The following is a 22,140-nucleotide window of genomic DNA, read 5'->3' as shown; positions in this document are numbered from 1 at the left end:
TATCCCTCAAGGCTTTTCATTTTTTATCATTTTCCTAAAAGTCTAGTTTGTCTCACAGTTTTTAGTTTCGTTGTGATTGGATGGTGGATGTAGAATTATTCTCTATAGGTGCTACTACCAACAGCGTTTGGATCGCGATAACGAGTTGGTTCATCGTTACGTTTCCTGCCAGCTAGACCTGCTAAACCTAATAAACCGAGTAGTCCTAACCAACCCCAATCAAAACCCCTATCATAATAAACTCCGGTATTTGGTGGATTCGGATTATTAATTGTGGGGTCTGTCGTGGTTTGTGCTTGTGCTGGTATAGTCAAGGGGAGAATTGTCATTCCCAAAGTGAGGACACTAGCGCCAACCATTTTGGTAAGGTTATTTTTCATCATGATGCTTTCCTGATCTGTTGCAAATTTATTCACCACTCTACCGACTTGCGATCGCAACAAAATCAATCCACAGCTGTAAACTAAAAACTTTATATACTCTTGCTTAAGATATATAAAACCCAAGCTTCTCAGAAAAGCTAGGATAGGACTAACATCCAGTTGGGCATATTATATTGGTTTAATGGCCTTTTATAAATAACTAGGCAACTTCAAGGATTTTTTAGTTATTATTTAGACGCAAGTAAAATTTTCAATGAGCGATAAGAGCGACGGTTATAAGGTTATTTGTGACAATCGGCAAGCCCGGTATTTGTACGAAATTCTTGAAACCTACGAAGCTGGTATTCAGCTGACGGGGACTGAGGTAAAATCGATTCGTGCAGGTAGGGTAAATCTCCAAGATGGCTATGCTTTGATCCGCAATGGAGAAGCATGGCTGATAAACGTGCATATTTCCCCTTACACTGCCAGTGGACAGTATTTTAATCATGAACCACGTCGTACACGCAAATTACTGCTGCATCGCCAAGAAATTCGCAAGCTAGTTGGTAAGGTGGAGCAGCAGGGATTAACTTTGGTTCCTTTAAAGATGTATCTCAAACGTGGTTGGGTAAAAGTTAGTATAGCCCTTGTCAAAGGTAAAAAGCTGCATGACAAACGAGAGGATATTAAAAAACGTCAAGACCAGCGCGAAATGCAACGGGCAATGAAAAATTATTAAAAAGTCAAGGGTCAAGGGTCAAGTGTCAATTGACCATTGACCAATGACTACCAATTATATTTTTCTTGCTCTGAATCTTGAAATAATCCCAGTATCGGGCCAAGAATCGCTCCAACCACAAAACCACCAGCATGGGCCCAGTAAGCAATACCTCCATTTTCCATGCCAATGTTTGTTGGAGCTTCCAGACTAGCAAGACCGTAGAAAGCTTGTTCAAGAAACCAGAATCCTAGAAAAAAGTATGCTGGTACACGGAAGGTAGGGAAGAAAAATCCCAAGGGGACAACACCAAGAACTTCAGCTTGGGGAAAACGGATGATGTATGCTCCTAACACACCAGCGATCGCACCACTTGCTCCTAATGAGGGAATAGCAGAATTTTGTGAAAAGTACCACTGAGCTAATGTTGCGAGAACACCACTAGCTAAATAGAAAAATAAATACTTAACATGGCCTAATTTGTCTTCGACATTGTTACCAAAAATCCACAAAAATAACATGTTGCCACCAAGGTGTAGCAAACCACCATGCAAAAATTGAGCAGTAAATAAAGTTACCCACTCTGGCACTGGCTGATTTACAGAAATACCTGCAAAACTAGCTGTGAGTTCTCGCGGGACTACTGCAAATAAGTGAAAGAACCCATCTAAATATTGGGGAGGGAGACTAGATTCATAAAGAAATGCTAGAACGTTAACGGCAATCAGCCCATAAGTCACATAGGGCGTGATTTTTGTTGGATTATTATCTCTAATTGGAACCACGGACTTTTTTCTTGATTTTTCAAAACTAAACTACACAATACATAATTTGTTTAGTATTTTCTTCTTTCCTCTGGATAGATTTAGCAAGTTGATCCGAAGATTTTTGGAAAACAGGTAAATGTCATCAATGTCTTATAAACAACAGATACTTGTGTGCTAAATTCAGATTTACAAGTATGTTTATTTGTCTTAATTTACCTATTGTTTTTTATTCAATTTTTTGATTTGAACTATATTTTATGTAGGTACACCTCTAAAAAATACTTGATGTCTTACTTCCATAATAAATATTTTGTGAAAATTTGTAAACAAAATTACATCTAATGACATATATTATGAAGTGTCTGATTTTTCTAGAGTTACTTTATTTAAACATAGCTCTCACTGAGGGTAGATAAACTTTGTAATTCAACATTTTGGGGAGTGATTAGTTATTACTCCTGTCATAGTATGAAACATAAGAGTACTATTATTATTTGTATTCAGCGATAGTGATCATAAAAGCAAATTTATTAGTAAAAAATGCTAGGGGTGTACAGTCCATGCCCTTGACGATCCTTGTAGTGGATGACGATCCGGGCACTCGTCTGTCTATCAGCGATTATCTTGAACTGTCTGGCTACTCGGTAATTGTTGCTGATGACGGTCAAGAGGCTTTAGCAAAGGTACAAGAGTATCATCCTGATTTGATGGTTACTGATATTGTCATGCCACGAATGAATGGTTATGAACTGGTACGCCAAGTCCGCCAAAAATCTGAATTTCGTTTGCTGCCAGTAATTTTGTTGACAGCACGAACAAAAACGCAAGAAAGAATTCTTGGTTATCAATCTGGATGTGATTTGTATTTACCCAAGCCTTTTGAATTAGAAGAATTAGGAGCAGCTATTCGTAATTTGTTGGCGCGATCGCAAATTATTCAATCTGCATACCGTCTTTCTCATCTAGAAAATACCAACACTTTGGATGGTAACGGCTCACAGTTAAATGACATTCAAAAATCTCAATGGCTCTTAGAGCTGACTCCCAGAGAACGAGAAGTTCTGGAACTTTTGACTCATGGACTTTCTAATGCTGACATGGGTCAAAAGTTGCACCTAAGTCCTCGGACAGTGGAAAAGTACGTCAGCAGTTTATTGAGAAAAACAGGCGCTAGCAACAGAGCTGAATTAGTGCGCTTTGCAATAAAACATGGTCTAGTGGAATGATGAGTAAAGGTTGAGGGGGTGGGGAGATGGGGGAGTATGAGGAGTGTGTAGACGCAACAGCGGCTTCCCATAAGGGTGGAGTAAACAACCAATAACTAACCACTAATAATTGACAATTGACAATTGACTAACAACCAATTACTATGATAGCTTGCAAAGTTGATGCAAATTGGTAAACAATTATCATTATCAAATTTATTATTTTTGTTGCGATTGTTGCGATCGCTCTAAGAACCAAAAGCTAGTTGAGACTCTATTCGATCAATCGCTGCTCGCCAAACTTCATATCCATATTCGCTGAGATGTAAACCATCTGTAGTTAAATCTTCTCGCAAGTTTCCTTCAAAGTCTGCAAACCAATTGTAGAGATTAAGATAATTTACCCCTTCTTTTTGGGCAAGCAAAGCAAGTTGATGATTGAGAGTACGAATGCGGTTATTAGAAATATTAGACAAGCGGCTGGGCAAGATAGATTGAACAATAATCATACTCTCTGGATGATTTTGTCGTAAGCGTCGGATAATCAAGCGATGATTGCTTAAAATCACTTCATCACTTCTACCTTTGCGTAAGTCGTTAATCCCAACCATGACATAAATAACACTTGGTTTCGTTTTGGCAAAAGCCGATAATCTTTTTAAAACCCCACTAGAAGTATCTCCAGAAATTCCCTGATTCAACCATAATTGTTCACGCTTGAGCATTTCTTTCGGAAACCACATACTCAAAGAATCGCCAACTAGGATGCTCAAACGATTTTTACCTTGACCTTTAGCCATTGCTTTGGCTTCCATAGCCAACAAACTTTTCCAATCTTCATAAGTTAATTGATGGTTATTGCCATCCCACAATGTCTTTAATTGTTCATCGGCTATACGTGTATAAATTTGACCAGCTTTGAGAGCAGCTAACCTATGATAATAAAGTTCATTTCCAGACGTAGGCTTCCAAATAGGTTTATAGCTTGGTGTTAAAAATGATTCTGTTGCTACAGGCAAACTTTGTTCGCTAAATTCTGGTGAAGAAGTTTCCAGCGTGGGGATTAATGTTTCTGTTACTACTGGCTGTAAGTTTTCCTTGTTCTTTCCATGTACTTGATGATCATCAGTATGAAAAATAGGTTGTTGTGGTAAAGTCGATGCTGGCAAAACTAATCCTGTTAACAAGCCTGCTGCCAACAGATAAACATCCCTCATATCCTAATTTCTCCCAATAGTTGCTCTTTTTCCCAAAAGCAGCGTTTTCTGGCTGGTATCAGGAAAATTCTTCATTAGCTAAATTATCACCTTTTACAGTATTTACACTGAATAAGTGTAATTAGCTAGCTTGTGAGATTAGTTTTACAATATCTTTAATGTATTTAGCTAGTGTCGTTCATGTCTAATTAATTACTATTCTTACAAAAATAGTAGGGTTTTTACTATATTGGCAATTATCATCACAATATGTTTTGAGTGCTGAATTGTTTTCTGCAATCAATTACTAACCACTGTACGGTTTCAGCATCTGTAGAAAAAATTTTCGGTTTAATGGCAAGATAGGTGTTTAAATGCTAATTTCCTAACGCTCCCTACACCTCAAACCGATAACGACTGCCGATAATATAATCTTCACTCATTTCAAACGAAATCCACCGCCTTTGCAAAGTCTCAGCAACGAAACCTGTTGTATTGGAACCTGCAAAGGGATCTAAAATCAGATCGCCTTCATCTGTTAAAAATTTAATAAAGAACTCCGCGAAACCCTGGGGAAAACGTGCAGGATGAGGTTGTATTCCCGCTGCTTTACAGCGACGCAGGTATGCACTATTAGATTCAGTATTGGCAATTTCTAGTAAGTTAGGTGGAATTGCACCCTGATTATTTTTTTGAAACTTCTCAGAAATATCATGTCCGCTAGGACGCATTTTAGCTTTATAGCCATTTTTGAGTAACTGCTTCATACTCTGGCTATATGGCTTTAAAACTTTTCTGTTATCAGCTTTCGGGTGAGGTGTTTTCGATAACCACCAAACTACATTTACTGAATCTTTAACGCGAATGCGCCTAATTGTCACCCATTCAGCAGGAGTAGGCAGTCGTGCTGGATTATAGTGATAAAATTCTTGGGCAAGAAAAAAGCCGACTTCTTTGCACAGCCTGACTAATAATTCATATTGGTAGATACTGCGTACTGGATTTCCAGGTAGGTAAGCACCGCCTAAATCCAGTACAAATGAGCCATCATCTACAAGTACTCTTTTGAATTCGTAGGCAAAAGGTAGAAACCATTCTATATATTTTTCGGCGCTTTCGTTGCCGTATTTTTTTTTGCGGGTGAGCGCGAATGGAGGTGAAGTAATAATTAGATTAATACTGTTATCTTCAATAAATTTTATTAGTTCCTGGCTATCGCCTAAATATGCAGCACCGTGATTTTGGGTGTAATAGGGTGTAAAGTTTATTGCTTTTTCTGAGGATATTTCTTCTTGTGTCAAGAGAATTTGTACTTATAATTTATTTTCATATAAAATTCTTATATGAACTACCTACGCACTCCGCTTACGCTACGTGCGAGGTTTCTGACGCTTCAACTTCACTGCACTGGGGCACTTCCCGCAAGGATGGTTAAAAGGAAAATAGGGTAGAAATAAAACTCTACCATTTTTTGTAAGGAAGAAATTTACCAGACATGATAACTTTAACGCGATCGCCTTTGGGGTCTTCTTCTTTTTCGATATCTAAAGTAAAATCAATTGCGCTCATGATTCCATCGCCAAACTTTTCGTGAATCACCGCTTTCATCGGCATTCCATACACTTGCATAATTTCGTAAAAACGGTAAATCAGAGGATCTGTTGGTACAACAGGGCCTAATCCTTTAACAGGATATTCTGTTAATTCTTTCACATAACTTTCATCAAGTCCTAATGCTTCAACTAATTGTTTTGCCTCTTCCTCAGAAGCACTAGCTTGACGATAGATTGCAGCCGCAATCCATACTTCATCACGTCCCAAAATCTTTTCTAAATCTGTAAAGCTTAGTCCTTTATCTTTTTTCGCTGCCAACAGTTTTTGAGTTATTTCGGGAATAGACACTTTCAGACTCCTTGTACTAAGCCAACTGCTGGTCTAAGATTATATCTTGCGATCGCTTTTTAAGGTATCTTCTATAGCTCAGTGGACACTTGTTGGTCTACGTCTTTGTTTTCCTTCTGCATCTAGAAGATAGTCGCGGACATTTTCGTTTGTAGGAAGGCTTAAAACTGATGTTAATGGTGCGTGTCCAAAAAGAATTTTACGATTGTTCTCAATATCTTCTGGACAACTAACATTGCGAGATGAATTGTAGGGAAACTCAACAAAATCAACACTACGTTTACTTGTTGCATGTTTCATATTGAATTCCTCATTTTTTGAGGTTAGATCACCTTGGCAAGACCGCCAGCTACTAACTGGGGTAGGGTGGAATCACAAATTCAACAATAATAACCCAAAAGCTTGAGAATTGATTGGGAACTTCAAAAAAGATTTTCCCTAAATACTTACACAAAAAATCCCCTGCCGAAAGGTAGGGGATTTTTTAATTACCTACAAAACTAGCAACCGGGTTAACCGAACTTACCAGCCGTCGAGGCAATGAGGAATGCTGCGTAGGTTAGGACGTAGCCCACAGAGAAGTGAACTAAACCAACCAAACGAGCTTGAACAATAGACAGAGCAACGGGCTTGTCTTTCCAGCGAACCAGGTTCGCAATTGGAGTACGCTCGTGTGCCCAAACAAGAGTTTCAATCAACTCTTGCCAGTAACCTCTCCAGGAGATGAGGAACATGAAGCCGGTGGCCCAAACTAGGTGTCCGAAGAGGAACATCCAAGCCCAAACAGACAGGTTGTTCATGCCGTAGGGGTTGTATCCGTTGATCAACTGAGCGGAGTTAGCCCAGAGATAATCACGGAACCAGCCCATGAGGTATGTGGAAGATTCGTTGAACTGAGCAACGTTACCTTGCCAAATACCTAGATGCTTCCAGTGCCAGTAGAAAGTTACCCAACCTACTGTGTTCAATGCCCAGAAGGTAGCGAGGTAAAAGGCGTCCCAAGCAGAGATGTCGCAAGTACCGCCACGACCAGGACCGTCGCAAGGGAAGGCGTAGCCGAAGTCCTTTTTATCGGGCATCAGCTTAGAACCACGAGCATCCAAAGCACCTTTAACTAGTACCAAGGTGGTGGTGTGGATAGCTAGGGCGAAGGCATGGTGTACTAAAAAGTCACCAGGGCCAATAGTTAAGAAGAGGGAGTTAGTGCCAGAGTTGATTGCATCCAGCCAACCAGACAACCAAACGTTGCCGTAGTTGGGATAAGCTGTGTAAGCAACGCTATCTGGGTTGGACAACAGAACGTTGAGTCCGTACAGCACTTTACCGTGAGAAGCTTGGATGAACTGAGCAAACACTGGCTCAATCAAAATTTGCTTTTCAGGTGTGCCAAAAGCAACTACTACGTCGTTGTGAACATACAGACCCAAGGTGTGGAAGCCCAAGAATAGGGATACCCAGCTTAGGTGAGAGATGATCGCTTCTTTGTGCTTCAGCACGCGCTCAAGTACGTTGCCCTTGTTTTGTTCGGGGTCGTAGTCACGTACCCAGAAGATGGCACCGTGAGCGAAAGCACCGAGCATCAAGAATATAGCAATGTACTGGTGGTGAGTGTACAACGCTGCCTGAGTTGTGTAGTCCTTAGCAATAAATGCGTAAGGAGGCAGGGAGTACATGTGCTGCGCTACCAGGGAGGTGATTACACCCAAACAAGCTAGGTGCCAACCCAACTGGAAGTGCAAAGAGTTGTTATAGGTTTCATAAATGCCTTGGTGAGGCATGTTAAAGGGGCCTTCAACGGGCTTACCGAAGAAGGTTTTGGCATCCATCATTTCTTTGATGCTGTGACCGATGCCAAAGTTAGTGCGGTACATGTGACCAGCAACGATGAACAGAACTGCGATCGCTAGGTGGTGGTGAGCCATATCAGTCAACCACAGCGATTCAGTCTGGGGATGGAAACCACCCAAGAATGTGAGAATCGCAGTACCAGCACCTTGGGAAGTACCAAATACGTGGCTGGCAGTGTCTGGGTTTTCTGCGTAAACACCCCAGTTACCAGTAAAGAAGGGCTGTAAGCCAGCTGGGTGAGGTAAGGTGCTGAGGAAGTTATCCCAGCCTACATGTTGTCCGCGAGATTCAGGGATCGCAACGTGGACTAAGTGACCAGTCCAAGCCAGTGAACTTACACCAAACAGACCTGCCAAGTGGTGGTTCAGACGAGACTCAGCCATCTTGAACCAAGCCAGGCTTGGGCGGAATTTGGGTTGTAAGTGCAGCCAACCTGCAAACAGGAACAAGGATGACAACACCAGGAGGAAAATAGAACCCATGTAAAGGTCACCATTTGTCCGCATACCGATGGTGTACCACCAGTGGTAAACACCAGAGTAGGCAATATTTACTGGGTTGCTAGCACCACCTTGAGTAAAAGCTTCTATTGCGGGTTTACCAAAGTGAGGGTCCCAAATCGCGTGAGCAATAGGACGGATATGAAGGGGATCTTTAATCCACTGTTCAAAGTTACCTTGCCAGGCTACATGGAAGAGAAGGCTGGAAGCCCACAGGAAAATGATTGCCAGGTGACCGAAGTGAGTAGCGAAAATCTTTTGGTAAAGATTTTCTTCAGTCATGCCATCATGGCTTTCAAAATCATTTCCCATAGCCATCGCATACCAGATCCGACGTGTAGTCGGGTCTTGTGCGAGATCCTGGCTAAATTTTGGAAATTTTGTTGCCATAGGTTTCGATAAGTCCTCTGACTTTTAGCCATCACGTATCAGCTTTGTTAGTTGTTAGTTGTTAGTTGTTAGCTGCCTGTTGTTAGTTGTTAGTTGCAACCAACCATCAACCACCAACAAACCCTAACTACTAACTACTAACTCCTCTGGCTGATTACTAGCCTATTGAAAGGATGTGTGCGTGGAAGAATGCCCAGGTTGTGGCAATTCCTCCTAAGAGGTAGTGAGCTACACCTACAGCCCGACCTTGAATAATACTCAGAGCACGGGGCTGTATTGCAGGTGCTACCTTCAATTTATTATGTGCCCAAACAATGGACTCAATCAGTTCTTGCCAATAGCCACGACCACTGAACAGGAACATTAGGCTGAATGCCCAAATGAAGTGTGCGCCCAAGAACATCAATCCATAAGCTGACAGTGCGCTGCCATAGGAATTAATGACTTGTGTAGCTTGTGCCCATAAGAAATCACGCAACCAGCCATTAATGGTGATGGCACTCTGGGCAAAGTTACCACCAGTGACATGAGACACGTTACCAGCTGCGTCTACTGTTCCCCAGACGTCAGATTGCATCTTCCAGCTGAAGTGGAAAATAGCGATCGAGATGGTGTTGTACATCCAGAACAGTCCCAGGAATACGTGATCCCAACCAGATACTTGGCAGGTACCGCCACGACCAGGACCATCACAGGGGAAGCGGAAGCCCAGGTTTGCTTTGTCTGGAATTAGACGAGAACTACGAGCAAACAGGAATCCTTTGAGAAGAATTAGGGTGGTGACATGAATTTGGAATGCGTGAATATGGTGGATCATGAAGTCCGCCGTACCCAACGCGATCGGCATCATTGCCACTTTGCCACCTACAGCGAGGATACCACCGCCGAAGGCATAGCTGACAGGTTCAAGTGCATTAGGTGCGGTTGCACCAGGAGCTAGGGTGTGTAGGTTTTGCACCCACTGAGCAAACACCGGCTGCAACTGAATTGCTGTGTCAGAGAACATGTCTTGGGGACGGCCCAAGGCACGCATTGTGTCGTTGTGAACGTATAGTCCAAAGCTATGGAAGCCGAGGAAGATACATACCCAGTTCAGGTGAGAGATGATTGCATCTCGGTGGCGAATTACGCGATCCAAAACGTTGTTTTGGTTCACTACTGGGTCGTAATCGCGCACCATAAAGATGGCAGCGTGGGCTGCACCACCAACAATTAAGAAGCCGCCAATCCACATGTGATGAGTGAAAATACACAGTTGGGTGGCGTAGTCTGTTGCCAAGTACGGATACGGAGGCATCGCGTACATGTGGTGTGCCACGATAATGGTCAATGAACCCAGCATGGCAAGGTTAGTGCCTAACTGCGCGTGCCAGGATGTGGTCATATTTTCATAGAGACCCTTGTGACCATCACCAGTGAAGGGACCTTTGTGGTTTTCGAGGATCTCTTTAATGCTGTGACCGATACCCCAGTTGGTACGGTATTGGTGACCAGCAATGATGAACAATACCGCGATCGCCAAGTGGTGATGAGCAATGTCTGTCATCCACAAGCCGCCTGTAACTGGGTTAAGACCTCCCTTGAAGGTGAGGAAGTCTGAATATACACCCCAGTTCAGGGTGAAAAATGGTGCTAGACCCTTGGCAAAGCTGGGATAAAGGTTGATCAAATTCGCTGAGTTCAAGATGAACTCGTGCGGCAAGGGGATATCCTTGACAGCGACTCCTGCATCTAACAGCTTGTTTGTTGGCGCGGATACGTGGATGATGTGACCAGCCCAGCCCAAAGAACCACAACCTAGCAGTACTTGCAAGTGGTGATTCAGCATGGACTCAACATTCTGGAACCATTCCAACTTGGGAGCACGCTTGTGGTAGTGGAACCAACCAGCAAACAAGAGTAAGCCTGCTAGTACTAGACCACCGATCGCAGTGCAGTACAGTTGGAACGAGTTGGTGATCCCCCAACCACGCCAAACTTGGAACAAGCCAGAAGTAATCTGAATACCGTGGAAGCCGCCACCGACATCCCCATTCAAAATATCTTGACCAACGATTGGCCAAACGACTTGAGCACTAGGTCTAACGTTGAGAGGGTCGCTTAACCAAGCTTCGTAATTGGAAAAACGAGCGCCGTGGAAAATCATCCCGCTCAGCCACAGAGTCACTACGGCTAAGTGACCGAAGTGTGCTGCAAATATCTTGCGGGAAATGTCTTCTAAATCGCTTGTATGTGTATCAAAATCGTGGGCGAGTGCGTGCAGGTTCCAAATCCACGTAGTGGTTTTGGGTCCTTTGGCTAGAGTTCTGTCGAAGTGTCCTGGCTTAGCCCACCGCTCAAATGAAGTAGGAACCGGGTCGTTATCGACTATCACTCTTGCCTTTTTTTCCTCTCGCTCCGGAGGACTTATTGTCATTCGACCTCCTCTCTTAAAAAGGACTGAGGAATTATGGATACCACAGGACGTCTTCTCTGGCTTTGGTAAAGCTTAGTCGCTTTCTCCATTAATTTTTGGAGCTGCGATGAAGACCTTGTGTGGAGAGTGGTTTCTGTTGAATTATAAAGTCTTCTCTCGCACATTGTTGGAGACATTTTAACAATAATTCAAAATCCTTGGAGTAACTGCATAATCTGCTTTTTGAGTGCAAAGCACTTGTCAAAAAGTCAATAGTTTCTCCATATATTTTACAAAGGTAAACAATTCGCAAAGTTTATAGTTCAATTTCAAGTAACCTACTCTATCTTTTAGTTACAACCTTATTGCCAGATCGAGGTATTTCTGTTACATGGGCTACTAAAATATGGTTAAATTACTATTAAGAAAAATAGTTATTTTTATTACATAAGATTAATTTATGCTTTCATCAGTAAATTAAAATTCAGATTTTCTGCTAGAGGTAAGGGAGATTTCACCAAAGCGACGGGGATGCGATACGCCTCGTGGGTGTAGAGAAAAGTCGCCCCGTCGTGGTAATGGGTAATGGGTAATCGGTAATGGGAAAACCAATTACCAATTACCAATTACCAATTACCAATTACCAATTACCAAACTCCTCGCCCACAAGGGGACGAGGAATTTCACCTTTTGGTTATGTTTTTGAGTGGGTACTTTGAGCCAAAATAATCTTTCAGTTGTTAATGAGTTAAGTCAAAAACATGAACTCGCGACGGACGACAGCTGTAACTCTCCTAAAGTCGCTAATCGCTTTAGTACTGATATTAAGTCTGACGAGTTGTGGTGAAAAAGCTGTTAGTCAAGAACCATCTGCTAGCTTCCAGCAAAACCCTGAAATTTCTACAAAGCAATTCTCAGAAGTTGCCCCACCAATTACCGTCCAAGAACTACGGCAAACTACTGACTTATACAGACCACAAGTATCAATACTTTCCCCCAAGTCCGAGGAAATCCTTCAAGATAACACAGTCACAGTCCGTTTTCAGGTCAAGGATCTTCCTATTTACAAAGACTCGAAATTAAACTTAGGCCCCCATCTCCAGGTAATTCTGGACAATCAACCAGGTATAGAAGTTTATGACCTAAATCAACCCTTAGTTTTATCTGACTTACCTCCAGGTACTCATACTCTCCGTGTTTTTGCTTCTCGTCCTTGGCACGAAAGCTATAAGAATGAAGGTGCTTACGCCCAAACAACATTTCATGTTTTCACTAAGAGCGATAGTAATAAGCCTGATCCAGCATTGCCCTTGTTAACCTACAACCGTCCTGATGGTAACTATGGGGCAGAACCGATTTTACTGGACTTTTATTTAACCAATGCGCCGTTACATCTGCTAGCTAAAGACAATCCTGATAACCCATTTGCAGATTGGCGCATTCGCTGCACAATTAATGGTGAAAGCTTTGTGCTTGACCGCTGGCAAGCAATTTACCTGAAAGGTTTTAAACCAGGTAAAAACTGGGTAAAACTGGAATTTCTCGACAACCAGGGCAGTCCCGTCAAAAATGAATTTAACAGTACGGTTCGGCTGATAACCTATGAACCCAAGGGGAAAGACACCCTTTCTAGAATAGTTAGAGGAGAACTATCAGCAGATCAAGTTCGCTCAATTGTAGATCCTAATTACACAACTAAGCCACCAACTGTTGAACCCACACCCATCCCCACCGCAACACCGATTGTCGAACCAACACCAGAAATACAGCCCAAGGAAGAAAAACCACCTGTTCTTGAAATAGAACCCACACCCATCCCCACCGCAACACCGACTGTCGAACCAACACCAGAAATACAGCCCAAGGAAGAAAAACCACCTGTTCTTGAAATAGAACCCACACCCATCCCCACCGCAACATCGATTGTCGAACCTACTAGTCCACCCGATTGATTTTGACAGGTTGTGGTTGTTCAGATCCCCGACTTTTCAAAAAGTCGGGGATCTATGACCTCTGTTGACATACCTCCTCGTCCTAAAGGAGCGAGGATTCCTTGACGCTTCACAGAAACTTGCTACTAGGTAGTCTTACAGTCTCTCCACGTCCGTTTAGAGTCTCCCAATGCCCTATGGCGACTACTAGGACGGGGTCTTAGACCCAAAACTCGATAAAAGCACGTCTATGAATTTGCAAAAATACTCAACTGCAAATGCTGGGATAATACCTCAACAAAAGCGATCGCACCCACAGGATTACCTACATGATCTAATGGGGGACTGTAACAAGCGATCGCACCTTCACCTGGCACTATCGCTAGAAGTGTACCACTAATGCCTGATTTCATCGGCAAACCAATCTGTACAGCATATTGAAAAGAAGCTTCGTACAGCCCACAAGTTAACATCAAAGCATTGACAATCTGACTATGTTTCGATGAAATTAATTCACTTGCAAAAGCGAGAATTTTTCCCAGATAGGCTAAGTCTGTAACTGTCCCAGATAAACAGCATATTTGTTCGTAGGTGTCAAGAGCGATTACTGGATTATTTACATAACCAGCCTCGGCTAAATAGTGGGTAATGTCTCGGTTAGTTTGAGAACCTGCTGAACGTACCGAAGCGAGTGTAACTTCATCTAACTTAAGTTGACAACCTGCGATTTGATTCAGCCATTGACAGAATTTTTGAGTGCGATCGCTAGCGTTGTTTCCTGGTAGTTTATCAGCAATGGTAATTGCTCCACTATTGATCATTGGGTTACGAGGATATCCACCATCCGCCATTAATTGTTCTATAGAATTGAAAGCATCAAGGGAAGGTTCAACCCCAACCCAGCTAAAAACCTTTTCTACTCCCAAATCTTCCAGCAGGTACAGCAGTGAAAACGGCTTAATAGCACTCATCAAAGGAAAAACACAAGCCATATCGCCTGCAACAGTTTCTCCTGATGCACAACAAATTTGAACAGCAAACCAACTGGAATTAGCTACAGCCAAACTGGGAATACGTTCAGCAACTTGTCCTTGAGATGCTTGGACTTTGGCTTGTTGTATCCAAGTTAGTAACTCGCTGGTAGTGAGTGTTTCTAGTTTTCTCAAATCTTTAACTAAATTGATGTCAGCTAATTAGCAGAATATCTTAGAAGTTGTATTTAAATTATGGTGGTTGGTATCCATCATAAATCAACTTTGTCTATTTACCTGATATGAACAATAAAATTATACCTCTAGATTGTGATGACGTTATACTTTTAGGGAAAGATACATTTAAAGTAAGTAGACTAAAAGAATTAGTAGAGAAACTAATTAGACACAGATTACAGCGACGTGTATATGAGTCTAATAGTCTGGAACCCGGTGTTTCCATGCTAGAGCTATTTAACTTAATATCTTTAGGTGAACATCATATCAAGCTAAGCGAGATTCAATTTAATTATGCTATTAATTGCCAGATATTGAGAATTGGTAGTGAAGGATGGCAGAAAGGAAAACTTAATATTGAAGTATGCATATTATCTCTTAACCCAAATCTCAATCAAATTTACTTGGAATTTTATCCAGAAGAGTTTATTGAATATGACTCACTTTTAGATGATATTTGTAAAATCATCGCTGAAAATTAATTACATCAATCTGTAACTTTTTTAAGATTCGCTTTTGATTTACCTTCGTATCTTCGCGTCTTTGCGGTTCAAAAATAATTATTGAACCACGAAGACGCAAAGAACACGAAGAAGGAAATATGAATATAGTTTTAGCCTGTACTACACTGAAGATAGTAGTATAGGTAATCATGCACCAGCGATCGCTACATTTAACTAGGTGCGAGATTGGTGGAGGTTTTCTCGTGTTGCAAGCCAGAAAGCGGCGGCGCAAAACCAGAGGGAATATAGCAGAAAACTTAGCGGGGTATCTATTTATGATGCCTGCTATTTTAGTTTTAATTACTTTTGTCATCTTGCCAATTGTTTGGGCAGTTTTTCTATCGCTGCACAAAGTCCAACTTCTTGGTGGGATTAAGTATGAGTTCATCGGTTTTCGGAACTTTACGCGCCTAGTAGAAGATGAACGAGTTTGGATTGCTCTCAAGAATACAGTGGAATACGTTGCCATTGTCGTGCCAATACAAACTATTTTGGCGTTAGTCTTGGCTGTGACTCTCAATTCTGGCATTCGTGGGAAAAACTGGTGGCGTATCCTTTTCTTTTTACCCACAGTTACTTCTTCTGCTGTGTTGACGCTAATCTTTATGTGGATTTACAACACTGATGGGTTACTCAATGATTTTTTTGCTTTTGTGGGACTACCCACCTATAACTGGTTAGGTGATCCAGCTGTAGCACTCAAAGGTATTATGATCATGAATATCTGGTCAACAGCACCTTTTTACATGGTCATCTATTTGGCAGCGTTGCAGGATATCCCCCAATCACTCTACGAAGCGGCGGAGTTGGATGGTGCTAATGACTGGCAAAAGTTTATTTACGTAACAATTCCTATGCTCAAACCTGTTACCTTCTTTGTGGTGGCGATGGGCATAATTGGGACATTCCAGCTTTTTGATCAATCTTATATATTCTCCAATGGTAATGGTGGCCCCAACAATGCTACTTTGACCGTAGTTTTACTGATATATCAGGCTGTATTTCGTAACTTACAAATGGGGTATGGAGCTGCGATCGCTTTTCTGCTAGCAATGGTCATCATTATAATTACGTTGGTGCAAAGGCGGATTTTTGGCGGTAGTGAGATGGGAAGATAATTTAATCAACGCTGTTGTATTCAGGCGATGAGTATCATAATCACACCGCGCGCGAACTTGAAATTAAAGGAATATAGCTGGATTAAAGGAATAACACTATTTGCTAGTGTAATCATTCAACTCACTTCCTACGGATTTAATTTGCTGGACAACCCGCCTGTTGTGTAAAGTAGGTGAGGAATCTTTGCAACTTATTTAATTTCTAACAACTATCTATGGATAGAAAAACTAAGCGCCTTTTACTGCTCGTTGTTTCCTGTAGTTTAGCTGGTGTAGTTCTAGGTGGTACCACTAGCTGGGCAGAAAGCAATTCCTGTTTGCAAGCAAGTACAGTCACTAGTGAGTGTTTAACTAAAGATCCGATTACTAAAACTATAGAAGGAATGGGTACTGGATTAGCTGCTGGAGCAGCGGCAGCTTTTGGTGTGGCATGGCAGCATCGTCATGAAGACTAGTTATTTATAAATTTTTAAAATTTCAAACTTCAATTTTCGGCTTTTATAGGAAGTTTCAACAAAATAACTAGTTAGGGGCGCAATGCTTTGCGCCCCTGCAAGTTGTTGTAGTGTGAAAAATGAAACTGGACTTACGCACAACAGAGGACGCAACAAAAAGTTTGAGCCAGGGCTACCGGCGCTCAAAGCTTTTCAAAAGCTCGATTAAGCTGTGGCACTCATCTACAGCTAAAATACTTTCTCCACCCACAACCAGAACATGTGGATATCTCCTGATAATCGTGTAAACTGGCAAACAAACTAAAGCTATGATTACATGCGTAGCTCTGCGTTCTCGGCATCTGTGACAATGGAACACTGGCAATTTCTGATACAGAAACAGGGCGATCGCTCGTGGCATACCCTAGAATCGCCAAAGGTAGAAATATCGGAAGGTAGATATAGAGTTGTAGCTCGCTCCAACCTTGCTAATATTGATGTGGAAGTGCGGGTAATTCACTATTCAACTCTGGAAGGACCAAAAAAGCGGCGTGTTTATAAGCGATCGCGTCGTACTAATGCTGAAGGCTTAATGGCGGTCATTCCTTTCACTTATCTCAAGCCTGGTTTTTGGGAGTTACAATGTTCTGGCAATTTAATGTCGGATATTTTCGGTAAACCCTGGCTACGTAGTTTACAACTACAAGTTTTGCCCCAAGGAACAGATGGGTTGATGGGGAAATTTGGGGATGGGGAGAGTGAATACGAAGAAATCTCCACAATCGCCCAAACGAGTACAATTGACGATGAAGATGCAACTATTGATCAGCCTGTCAGCCCAGTTTGGCTACAAGGCGAAACAGCAGAGCAAATATTACAACATTTAGTGGAGTTAGCCTTACCTGCTTGTGAAAAGTTTACAGAAGATGAAGTTTTAGAAGATTTACCTCTAGACATCCCAGAACTACCGCTGTTACTGAATTTAGAACAAGAAATTTATATCGCCCGTTGGGGGCAAATTCTCAGTATTAACGGCTGCGTGCAGTCTCCAGAAACATCCACTCTCCAAAAGTTAGTCGCTGGAGAACTACGCCTTGAATTGCGATCGCCTCAAAGCTTAGAAATATTAGCCCAAACACGCCAACCCTTGTCAGAAAAGTTACTGCCATTTGCAATCAACTCTTCAATCGAAATTCCTGTTGAGTGCGAATCGAAACTAATTTTGGGTGAGATGAGTTTGCATGGTAAACTTGCACCTGCTGGTGAAACTACGCTGTTAGCTAGCCAATCTTTCACAATCACAGCCGATATTACTCAATTACTAGCAATTAATACTCCAGCAGCCAGTGAACCAGAACCAGCACCAAAACCATCTGTCAAGCTGGATTTGGAACTTTTTAATATTGTTAAATCTCAAAAAATAGCTCAGTCTTCATTTACCCAGTCTGCTACAAATATTCTGCCACCATTAGTTACACACTCTTATAAATCTACTAATCTCCGTTCGCCACAACTACCCAAACTTCCCCAAAAGCAAACTCCTGTTGCTGTTTGCGAACTCCCAAAACCAATAGAATCTTTGGAAAAAGCAGATCCTGTTACTCATCTTGAGCAAAGGGCAACTACGGATACTACTGCTATTATCCTTGCTTGTGCAACTCCCAAACAGTTGCAGCCATTGCCCAAAAATATTTCTTTTGCCATTGTCAAGCACAAAGGCAGAAATAACAGTATTTTTCCATTTTTGAGAAGAATCAAAAGCTTACCAGGCGATCGCGAAAATATCACAAGCATTCTACCAGAAAAATTAAAATCGCCTTTGCTGGCAGAAGCTGATCAACCTCAACTAATAACAAATGATAAACAAAATCCAGATGATTCTTTTAATGACTCTGTAGCAGTAGTTGTTCAACGCAGTTCGGAATTGTTAACAGTAGAAGCTTCCAACATGTCACCTTTGATTAGGAAGTGGATGCACAGTCATGGCTACTCTTTGCCTGAACCTATCGATGTCGAGTATGAAGACTACGATACCTCTTTACCCACTCACGAAGAAATATCACAACAACAGTCTGCGTCCCCCGTTGATACTGAAACTCTAGAATCAGAAACAAAATTAGAAGCAACAAAAGAACAGGAAACCACACAAGAATTCTCATTCCCCCCATCACCCCATCACCCCATCACCCCTTCTTCCCCACTTCCCCTTCCTCCCCCACCTCCTCTATTAAAAATCCGACAATTTAACAAACCAGCTTGGTTAGCTCAAGAAATTGTCGTAGATGATACTGATGGACAAGAAGAACTCGGTAGTTCCTCACAGCAAGAAGAAATTCCTGTGGCGATCGCATCGGCAATTACTGAACCCTTGCCGACTCCACAACTGTATGTACCTGAAGGCGAACTCATCTGTGGGAAATTTGTAAGAGTACGTGTGGAGTTGGATTGTGTACACCCTAAGACTGCGATCAAGCTATGGGTTGAAGATTGCCAAACCCGTCGGATACTAGACGGTCCATGTTTGCTTACCAATTTACTACCCACAACCTCAGGATTAGAGGTGACTACTCAAATCCATATTCCTTTGGGTTGTTTAGAAGTTCGTATAGAAGCGATCGCCGTAGATACAGCCAACCAACAAGAAAGCCACAAAGCCACTGTTGTTAGAACTGTAATTCCAGAAGATTTACCAACTTTGCAACTAGATGAACTACTGGGTATTTAGAAGGCAAGGAAGGGTGGGAGTGGAGACCCTATCCATCCCCAACCTCCCCAAACTCCCACCTAAACCGAGATGCTTGCCAAATCACATCTAGCAGCACAGTCAATGGGGCTAAAGCAAATAATGCCCAGAAAACGGCAGTGGAAACAAAGAAATAATTCCGCAAAATAAAAGTCAACACAGCGATGCACACTGCCCAAACTACACGGGCGATGCGAGCATTGGGAATTGACCGGGGATCAGTCACCATGAACAAAGCAAACAGCAGCAAAGATCCACTCATCAAACGATGCCAGTAAACATCCCAAGTCCAACCCAGATAAAAATTACGCACGGCTTCTAAAGCAGCATATGCCCCCAAAAAGGCAGCTGTAGTATCCCAACGTCCCACTCGCTTGAGAATCATCCCACCAGTTCCAGCAAATAACAGCCCATACCACCAGTCCTCACCCCACTGTCCCGGAGAAACCCAAGCATCAGGGGTAAGTATTAAAGCAGAGATAATCCCAAAATTGGCAGGATTGAAGAAATGTTTGTCGCCAATTTTGAAGACAAATTTACTGGCGATCGCTATTACTGCTGCAAACACCATTGTCGTCCAGTGGTCAGCCCGCAACAATAAGCTAAGCCCCAAAGCAGTAATTAAGGAACTGCGAAGATTGATGTTTTGTTGGTTGTTGGTTGTTGATTGTTAATCTTTCCCACTAACCACCAACAATCAACTATCAACAATTGTGACAACAACCATTGTGTTGATAGACAGGTGACTATTATGAGTGCAATCCACTGTAGCAATTCCTAATATTAGGAACAAAGAGAGAAAAAGAATTTGATAATCGCGGATATCGCGTATAATTTTGAACTTCATTACCCGTTAATTAAGGGATTTCCCTTAAGTTTGTTCTAATCTAATCTAAACGGGTAAAGGCTGGAACTGTGTCGTTGTTACAGAATTTGTTACATAAATAGGTGGGATCAACAACAAAGGACAAGGGAAGGGAGAAAAGGGAGAAATGAAGATGATACTTTATATGGCAAATATACGCGTATCATTATCTTTGGATAAATTAATTTTTGTAAAATAGAAATTAACAGCATGTCTAATAATAATGCAGCTTTATCCTTTATTTCCGGTTTTACACCCAATTCTCAAACCAACGTTTCCCACATGTTTGTGGGGAGGCGACTGCAATTCTAAAGCGATCGCTTTATCGTTTGACGATGGTCCCCATCCGCAACATACACCGAGATTATTAAAAGTTTTAGATCATTATCAAATTACAGCAAATTTCTTTTGGTTGGGTGCTTGTGTCAACCGTTCACCCAGCTTAGCGAAACAAGTGTGCGATCGTGGACATTGGATTGGACTGCACGGTTACTATCACCATAATTTTCCTTTGCTCTCCCCTAGCGAACTCAAAGACAGCCTAGAAAGAACCCAAGCTGCAATTTATGATACCTGCGAACTGCAACCAGAGCAAGTACGTGACGTCAGACCACCTAATGGTTTATTTACACCTCAAACTCTAAACCTATTACAACGGTGGAATTATCGTTCTGTCATGTGGAGTGTTGTACCAGAAGATTGGGTAAGACCGGGAGTTACCACCGTTGTACAGCGAGTCCTACAACACGTAAATAATGGCTCTATTATCGTTTTGCATGATGGTGCTTGTGGTGGAGAAGATGTAGCTGAAATAACTAACATACTAATACCCCAATTACTCCAACAAGGCTTTTACTTTGTAACCATAGATACACTGTGGCAGCAAAGTCTGAAGAGATGAGGAGGGTGTGGTTGAGTTATCAGTTATCAAATTCTATTTCTCAATGTTAACTGCGACTGGTACTGTTCACTGATTCCTACCCACTAACAACCAACAACCAACCACTAACAAACCCTTGACTATCGACCCTTGAGTCTTGACTCTTGCAGTGTTGTATCAGCTTGTGTGTCAAGGCTGGAAGTTGATGAAGGTTCGTCTGTCCCCAACATATTGTGTATATCGCTAAGGGAACTAGGTTTTGTAGCTGGCTCCTGTGGGATGTTTACATACTCAATTAAGTCTTCTACTTGACAATTCAGTGCTTTGCAAAACTTAATGATTCTTTCTATTTGTTCTGTTCCAGTCCTGCCACTTTCCCAATTTTGAATAGTGCTTTCTGTCACGCCTACAAGACGCGATAACTCCAGCTGAGTTAGCCCTGCTTTTTCACGCAGAAAAGCGATGTTTGGTTTTGCCTTCCGTTTCACAGCTACAGCACTTTTGATCTACCTATAGTCGTAGATCGTAGCATCAAAAAAAAATTAGCGCCTTAAAAACTTAACCCAGCTCTTGACTACACCTAAGAATTTTGGTTAAGAATATTAAGTGTGAAGTGTACTAACATCCTAAATCTCTTGCAAGAAAATTTTTACAAGAGATGAGGTAGAGGTTCAAGGACGAAAGCTTGCTTCGGTAATTAGGTCGTTAGGAATTTGGAAAGCCCTTATTCCCTAGCCTTTATCTCCTTATATCTGAGGGTAGACAAAACAAAAACAAAGTTTTTTCCAAAAATCTTTCAGACTAATCCGGAATGAATAAATTGGACTTTGTAGCTCTCATTAACAAAACAAAAACACAACAGAGACACCGAAAACAACTCCTCAAGGAGTCAAAGGTGTAAACCCTCTAGCCAAAAACACACAAACAACACAAAACTAAATGAGGTCTAAAACAATGTTGAAGAAGTCTTTTGCTTTCGGTTTACTAGCTGCTGGTTTGATGATTGCTCCTGGTGCGGCTCTGGCTGATGTGCAAAGCAGCCAACAAAATGCAACTCAAAATGGTGCTGCTGTCGGTGTTGGTAACACAGTAGTTAACCAAGCTGACCAAACAGCTATCCAAGATATCACCAAGATCAAAAATGGTATTTCTTGTCATGGTAGCTACAACGC

General features: G+C 41.9%; 19 protein-coding genes and 2 pseudogenes. 9 read left to right on the top strand and 12 right to left on the bottom strand.

Annotation, left to right across the window (positions count from 1 at the left end):
* Positions 1-95: 95 nt before the first annotated feature.
* Complete coding sequence (locus UYK_RS0114955; protein WP_026086480.1) at positions 96-380, bottom strand: WGxxGxxG family protein; 285 nt, start codon at positions 378-380, stop codon at positions 96-98.
* A 256-nt stretch (positions 381-636) separates the two neighbouring features.
* Here UYK_RS0114955 and smpB point away from each other — a divergent pair, with 256 nt between their 5' ends.
* A complete protein-coding gene (smpB, locus tag UYK_RS0114950) occupies positions 637-1,104 on the top strand; it encodes an SsrA-binding protein SmpB (protein ID WP_009454587.1) in 468 nt (155 codons plus the stop codon).
* Between the two features lie 47 nt (positions 1,105-1,151).
* Here the strand turns inward: smpB and UYK_RS0114945 are convergent, their stop codons facing one another.
* The gene (locus UYK_RS0114945) at positions 1,152-1,868 is read right to left on the bottom strand and encodes a rhomboid family intramembrane serine protease (RefSeq protein WP_009454585.1); all 717 of its coding nucleotides are present in this window, start codon (positions 1,866-1,868) and stop codon (positions 1,152-1,154) included.
* A 542-nt stretch (positions 1,869-2,410) separates the two neighbouring features.
* On the opposite strand from UYK_RS0114945, the gene UYK_RS0114940 reads away from it, so the two are divergent.
* Positions 2,411-3,076, top strand: a complete 666-nt coding sequence (locus UYK_RS0114940) for a response regulator transcription factor (RefSeq protein ID WP_016871674.1) — start codon at positions 2,411-2,413, stop codon at positions 3,074-3,076.
* Positions 3,077-3,303: 227 nt separating this feature from the next.
* On the opposite strand, the gene UYK_RS0114935 is transcribed toward UYK_RS0114940, so the two are convergent.
* The 7 genes from UYK_RS0114935 to UYK_RS26195 all read right to left on the bottom strand — a co-directional run bounded on the left by UYK_RS0114935 (position 3,304) and on the right by UYK_RS26195 (position 11,912).
* Positions 3,304-4,272: an SGNH/GDSL hydrolase family protein gene (locus tag UYK_RS0114935; protein WP_009454581.1), complete on the bottom strand. Its 969-nt coding sequence runs from the start codon at positions 4,270-4,272 to the stop codon at positions 3,304-3,306.
* Between the two features lie 374 nt (positions 4,273-4,646).
* The gene (locus tag UYK_RS0114930) at positions 4,647-5,552 is read right to left on the bottom strand and encodes a DNA-methyltransferase (RefSeq protein WP_009454579.1); all 906 of its coding nucleotides are present in this window, start codon (positions 5,550-5,552) and stop codon (positions 4,647-4,649) included.
* Between the two features lie 160 nt (positions 5,553-5,712).
* Positions 5,713-6,153, bottom strand: a complete 441-nt coding sequence (gene cynS / locus UYK_RS0114925; protein ID WP_009454577.1) for a cyanase — start codon at positions 6,151-6,153, stop codon at positions 5,713-5,715.
* 78 nt (positions 6,154-6,231) lie between these two features.
* Positions 6,232-6,453 (bottom strand): hypothetical protein, encoded by a 222-nt coding sequence (locus tag UYK_RS0114920; protein WP_009454575.1) that lies wholly within the window; start codon positions 6,451-6,453, stop codon positions 6,232-6,234.
* 212 nt (positions 6,454-6,665) lie between these two features.
* Positions 6,666-8,891, bottom strand: a complete 2,226-nt coding sequence (psaB, locus tag UYK_RS0114915; protein WP_009454573.1) for a photosystem I core protein PsaB — start codon at positions 8,889-8,891, stop codon at positions 6,666-6,668.
* Positions 8,892-9,048: 157 nt separating this feature from the next.
* Complete coding sequence (gene psaA / locus UYK_RS0114910) at positions 9,049-11,307, bottom strand: photosystem I core protein PsaA (RefSeq protein WP_009454571.1); 2,259 nt, start codon at positions 11,305-11,307, stop codon at positions 9,049-9,051.
* Between the two features lie 437 nt (positions 11,308-11,744).
* The gene (locus tag UYK_RS26195) at positions 11,745-11,912 is read right to left on the bottom strand and encodes a hypothetical protein (protein WP_157221828.1); all 168 of its coding nucleotides are present in this window, start codon (positions 11,910-11,912) and stop codon (positions 11,745-11,747) included.
* A 135-nt stretch (positions 11,913-12,047) separates the two neighbouring features.
* Here UYK_RS26195 and UYK_RS0114905 point away from each other — a divergent pair, with 135 nt between their 5' ends.
* Complete coding sequence (locus tag UYK_RS0114905; protein WP_009454569.1) at positions 12,048-13,238, top strand: hypothetical protein; 1,191 nt, start codon at positions 12,048-12,050, stop codon at positions 13,236-13,238.
* Between the two features lie 227 nt (positions 13,239-13,465).
* On the opposite strand, the gene UYK_RS0114900 is transcribed toward UYK_RS0114905, so the two are convergent.
* Complete coding sequence (locus UYK_RS0114900; RefSeq protein WP_009454567.1) at positions 13,466-14,383, bottom strand: glutaminase; 918 nt, start codon at positions 14,381-14,383, stop codon at positions 13,466-13,468.
* 107 nt (positions 14,384-14,490) lie between these two features.
* On the opposite strand from UYK_RS0114900, the gene UYK_RS0114895 reads away from it, so the two are divergent.
* The 4 genes from UYK_RS0114895 to UYK_RS0114880 all read left to right on the top strand — a co-directional run bounded on the left by UYK_RS0114895 (position 14,491) and on the right by UYK_RS0114880 (position 19,205).
* On the top strand, positions 14,491-14,907 hold the full coding sequence (locus tag UYK_RS0114895) for a KGK domain-containing protein (protein ID WP_009454564.1): 417 nt from the start codon (positions 14,491-14,493) through the stop codon (positions 14,905-14,907).
* A 296-nt stretch (positions 14,908-15,203) separates the two neighbouring features.
* Complete coding sequence (locus tag UYK_RS0114890) at positions 15,204-16,046, top strand: carbohydrate ABC transporter permease (RefSeq protein WP_373278478.1); 843 nt, start codon at positions 15,204-15,206, stop codon at positions 16,044-16,046.
* A gap of 215 nt (positions 16,047-16,261) precedes the next feature.
* Positions 16,262-16,501, top strand: a complete 240-nt coding sequence (locus UYK_RS0114885; RefSeq protein WP_009454560.1) for a hypothetical protein — start codon at positions 16,262-16,264, stop codon at positions 16,499-16,501.
* 316 nt (positions 16,502-16,817) lie between these two features.
* A complete protein-coding gene (locus UYK_RS0114880; protein ID WP_009454558.1) occupies positions 16,818-19,205 on the top strand; it encodes a hypothetical protein in 2,388 nt (795 codons plus the stop codon).
* Positions 19,206-19,233: 28 nt separating this feature from the next.
* Here UYK_RS0114880 and UYK_RS24285 read toward each other — a convergent pair.
* Positions 19,234-20,070 (bottom strand): annotated as a pseudogene (locus UYK_RS24285) (RnfABCDGE type electron transport complex subunit D).
* Positions 20,071-20,311: 241 nt separating this feature from the next.
* On the opposite strand from UYK_RS24285, the gene UYK_RS0114870 reads away from it, so the two are divergent.
* Positions 20,312-20,989: a polysaccharide deacetylase family protein gene (locus tag UYK_RS0114870; RefSeq protein WP_009454552.1), complete on the top strand. Its 678-nt coding sequence runs from the start codon at positions 20,312-20,314 to the stop codon at positions 20,987-20,989.
* A 119-nt stretch (positions 20,990-21,108) separates the two neighbouring features.
* Here UYK_RS0114870 and UYK_RS0114865 read toward each other — a convergent pair whose 3' ends face one another.
* Positions 21,109-21,456: a helix-turn-helix transcriptional regulator gene (locus UYK_RS0114865; protein WP_009454550.1), complete on the bottom strand. Its 348-nt coding sequence runs from the start codon at positions 21,454-21,456 to the stop codon at positions 21,109-21,111.
* 466 nt (positions 21,457-21,922) lie between these two features.
* Here UYK_RS0114865 and UYK_RS0114860 point away from each other — a divergent pair.
* Positions 21,923-22,140, top strand: a pseudogene (locus UYK_RS0114860) (filamentous hemagglutinin); the annotation flags it as partial.

The organism is Fischerella thermalis PCC 7521, assembly GCF_000317225.1.
Taxonomy (GTDB): Bacteria; Cyanobacteriota; Cyanobacteriia; order Cyanobacteriales; family Nostocaceae; genus Fischerella; species Fischerella thermalis.
This window is presented reverse-complemented; position numbering and strand designations above follow the sequence as displayed.

Bases quoted from the DNA above. Each gene is read 5' to 3' on its own strand.
- UYK_RS0114955 (WP_026086480.1), bottom strand. From the start codon at position 380: ATGAAAAATAACCTTACCAAAATGGTTGGCGCTAGTGTCCTCACTTTG.
- smpB (WP_009454587.1), top strand. From the start codon at position 637: ATGAGCGATAAGAGCGACGGTTATAAGGTTATTTGTGACAATCGGCAA.
- UYK_RS0114940 (WP_016871674.1), top strand. From the start codon at position 2,411: ATGCCCTTGACGATCCTTGTAGTGGATGACGATCCGGGCACTCGTCTG.
- UYK_RS0114935 (WP_009454581.1), bottom strand. From the start codon at position 4,272: ATGAGGGATGTTTATCTGTTGGCAGCAGGCTTGTTAACAGGATTAGTT.
- UYK_RS0114920 (WP_009454575.1), bottom strand. From the start codon at position 6,453: ATGAAACATGCAACAAGTAAACGTAGTGTTGATTTTGTTGAGTTTCCC.
- psaB (WP_009454573.1), bottom strand. From the start codon at position 8,891: ATGGCAACAAAATTTCCAAAATTTAGCCAGGATCTCGCACAAGACCCG.
- psaA (WP_009454571.1), bottom strand. From the start codon at position 11,307: ATGACAATAAGTCCTCCGGAGCGAGAGGAAAAAAAGGCAAGAGTGATA.
- UYK_RS0114905 (WP_009454569.1), top strand. From the start codon at position 12,048: ATGAACTCGCGACGGACGACAGCTGTAACTCTCCTAAAGTCGCTAATC.
- UYK_RS0114895 (WP_009454564.1), top strand. From the start codon at position 14,491: ATGAACAATAAAATTATACCTCTAGATTGTGATGACGTTATACTTTTA.
- UYK_RS0114890 (WP_373278478.1), top strand. From the start codon at position 15,204: ATGATGCCTGCTATTTTAGTTTTAATTACTTTTGTCATCTTGCCAATT.
- UYK_RS0114885 (WP_009454560.1), top strand. From the start codon at position 16,262: ATGGATAGAAAAACTAAGCGCCTTTTACTGCTCGTTGTTTCCTGTAGT.
- UYK_RS0114880 (WP_009454558.1), top strand. From the start codon at position 16,818: ATGCGTAGCTCTGCGTTCTCGGCATCTGTGACAATGGAACACTGGCAA.
- UYK_RS0114870 (WP_009454552.1), top strand. From the start codon at position 20,312: ATGCAGCTTTATCCTTTATTTCCGGTTTTACACCCAATTCTCAAACCA.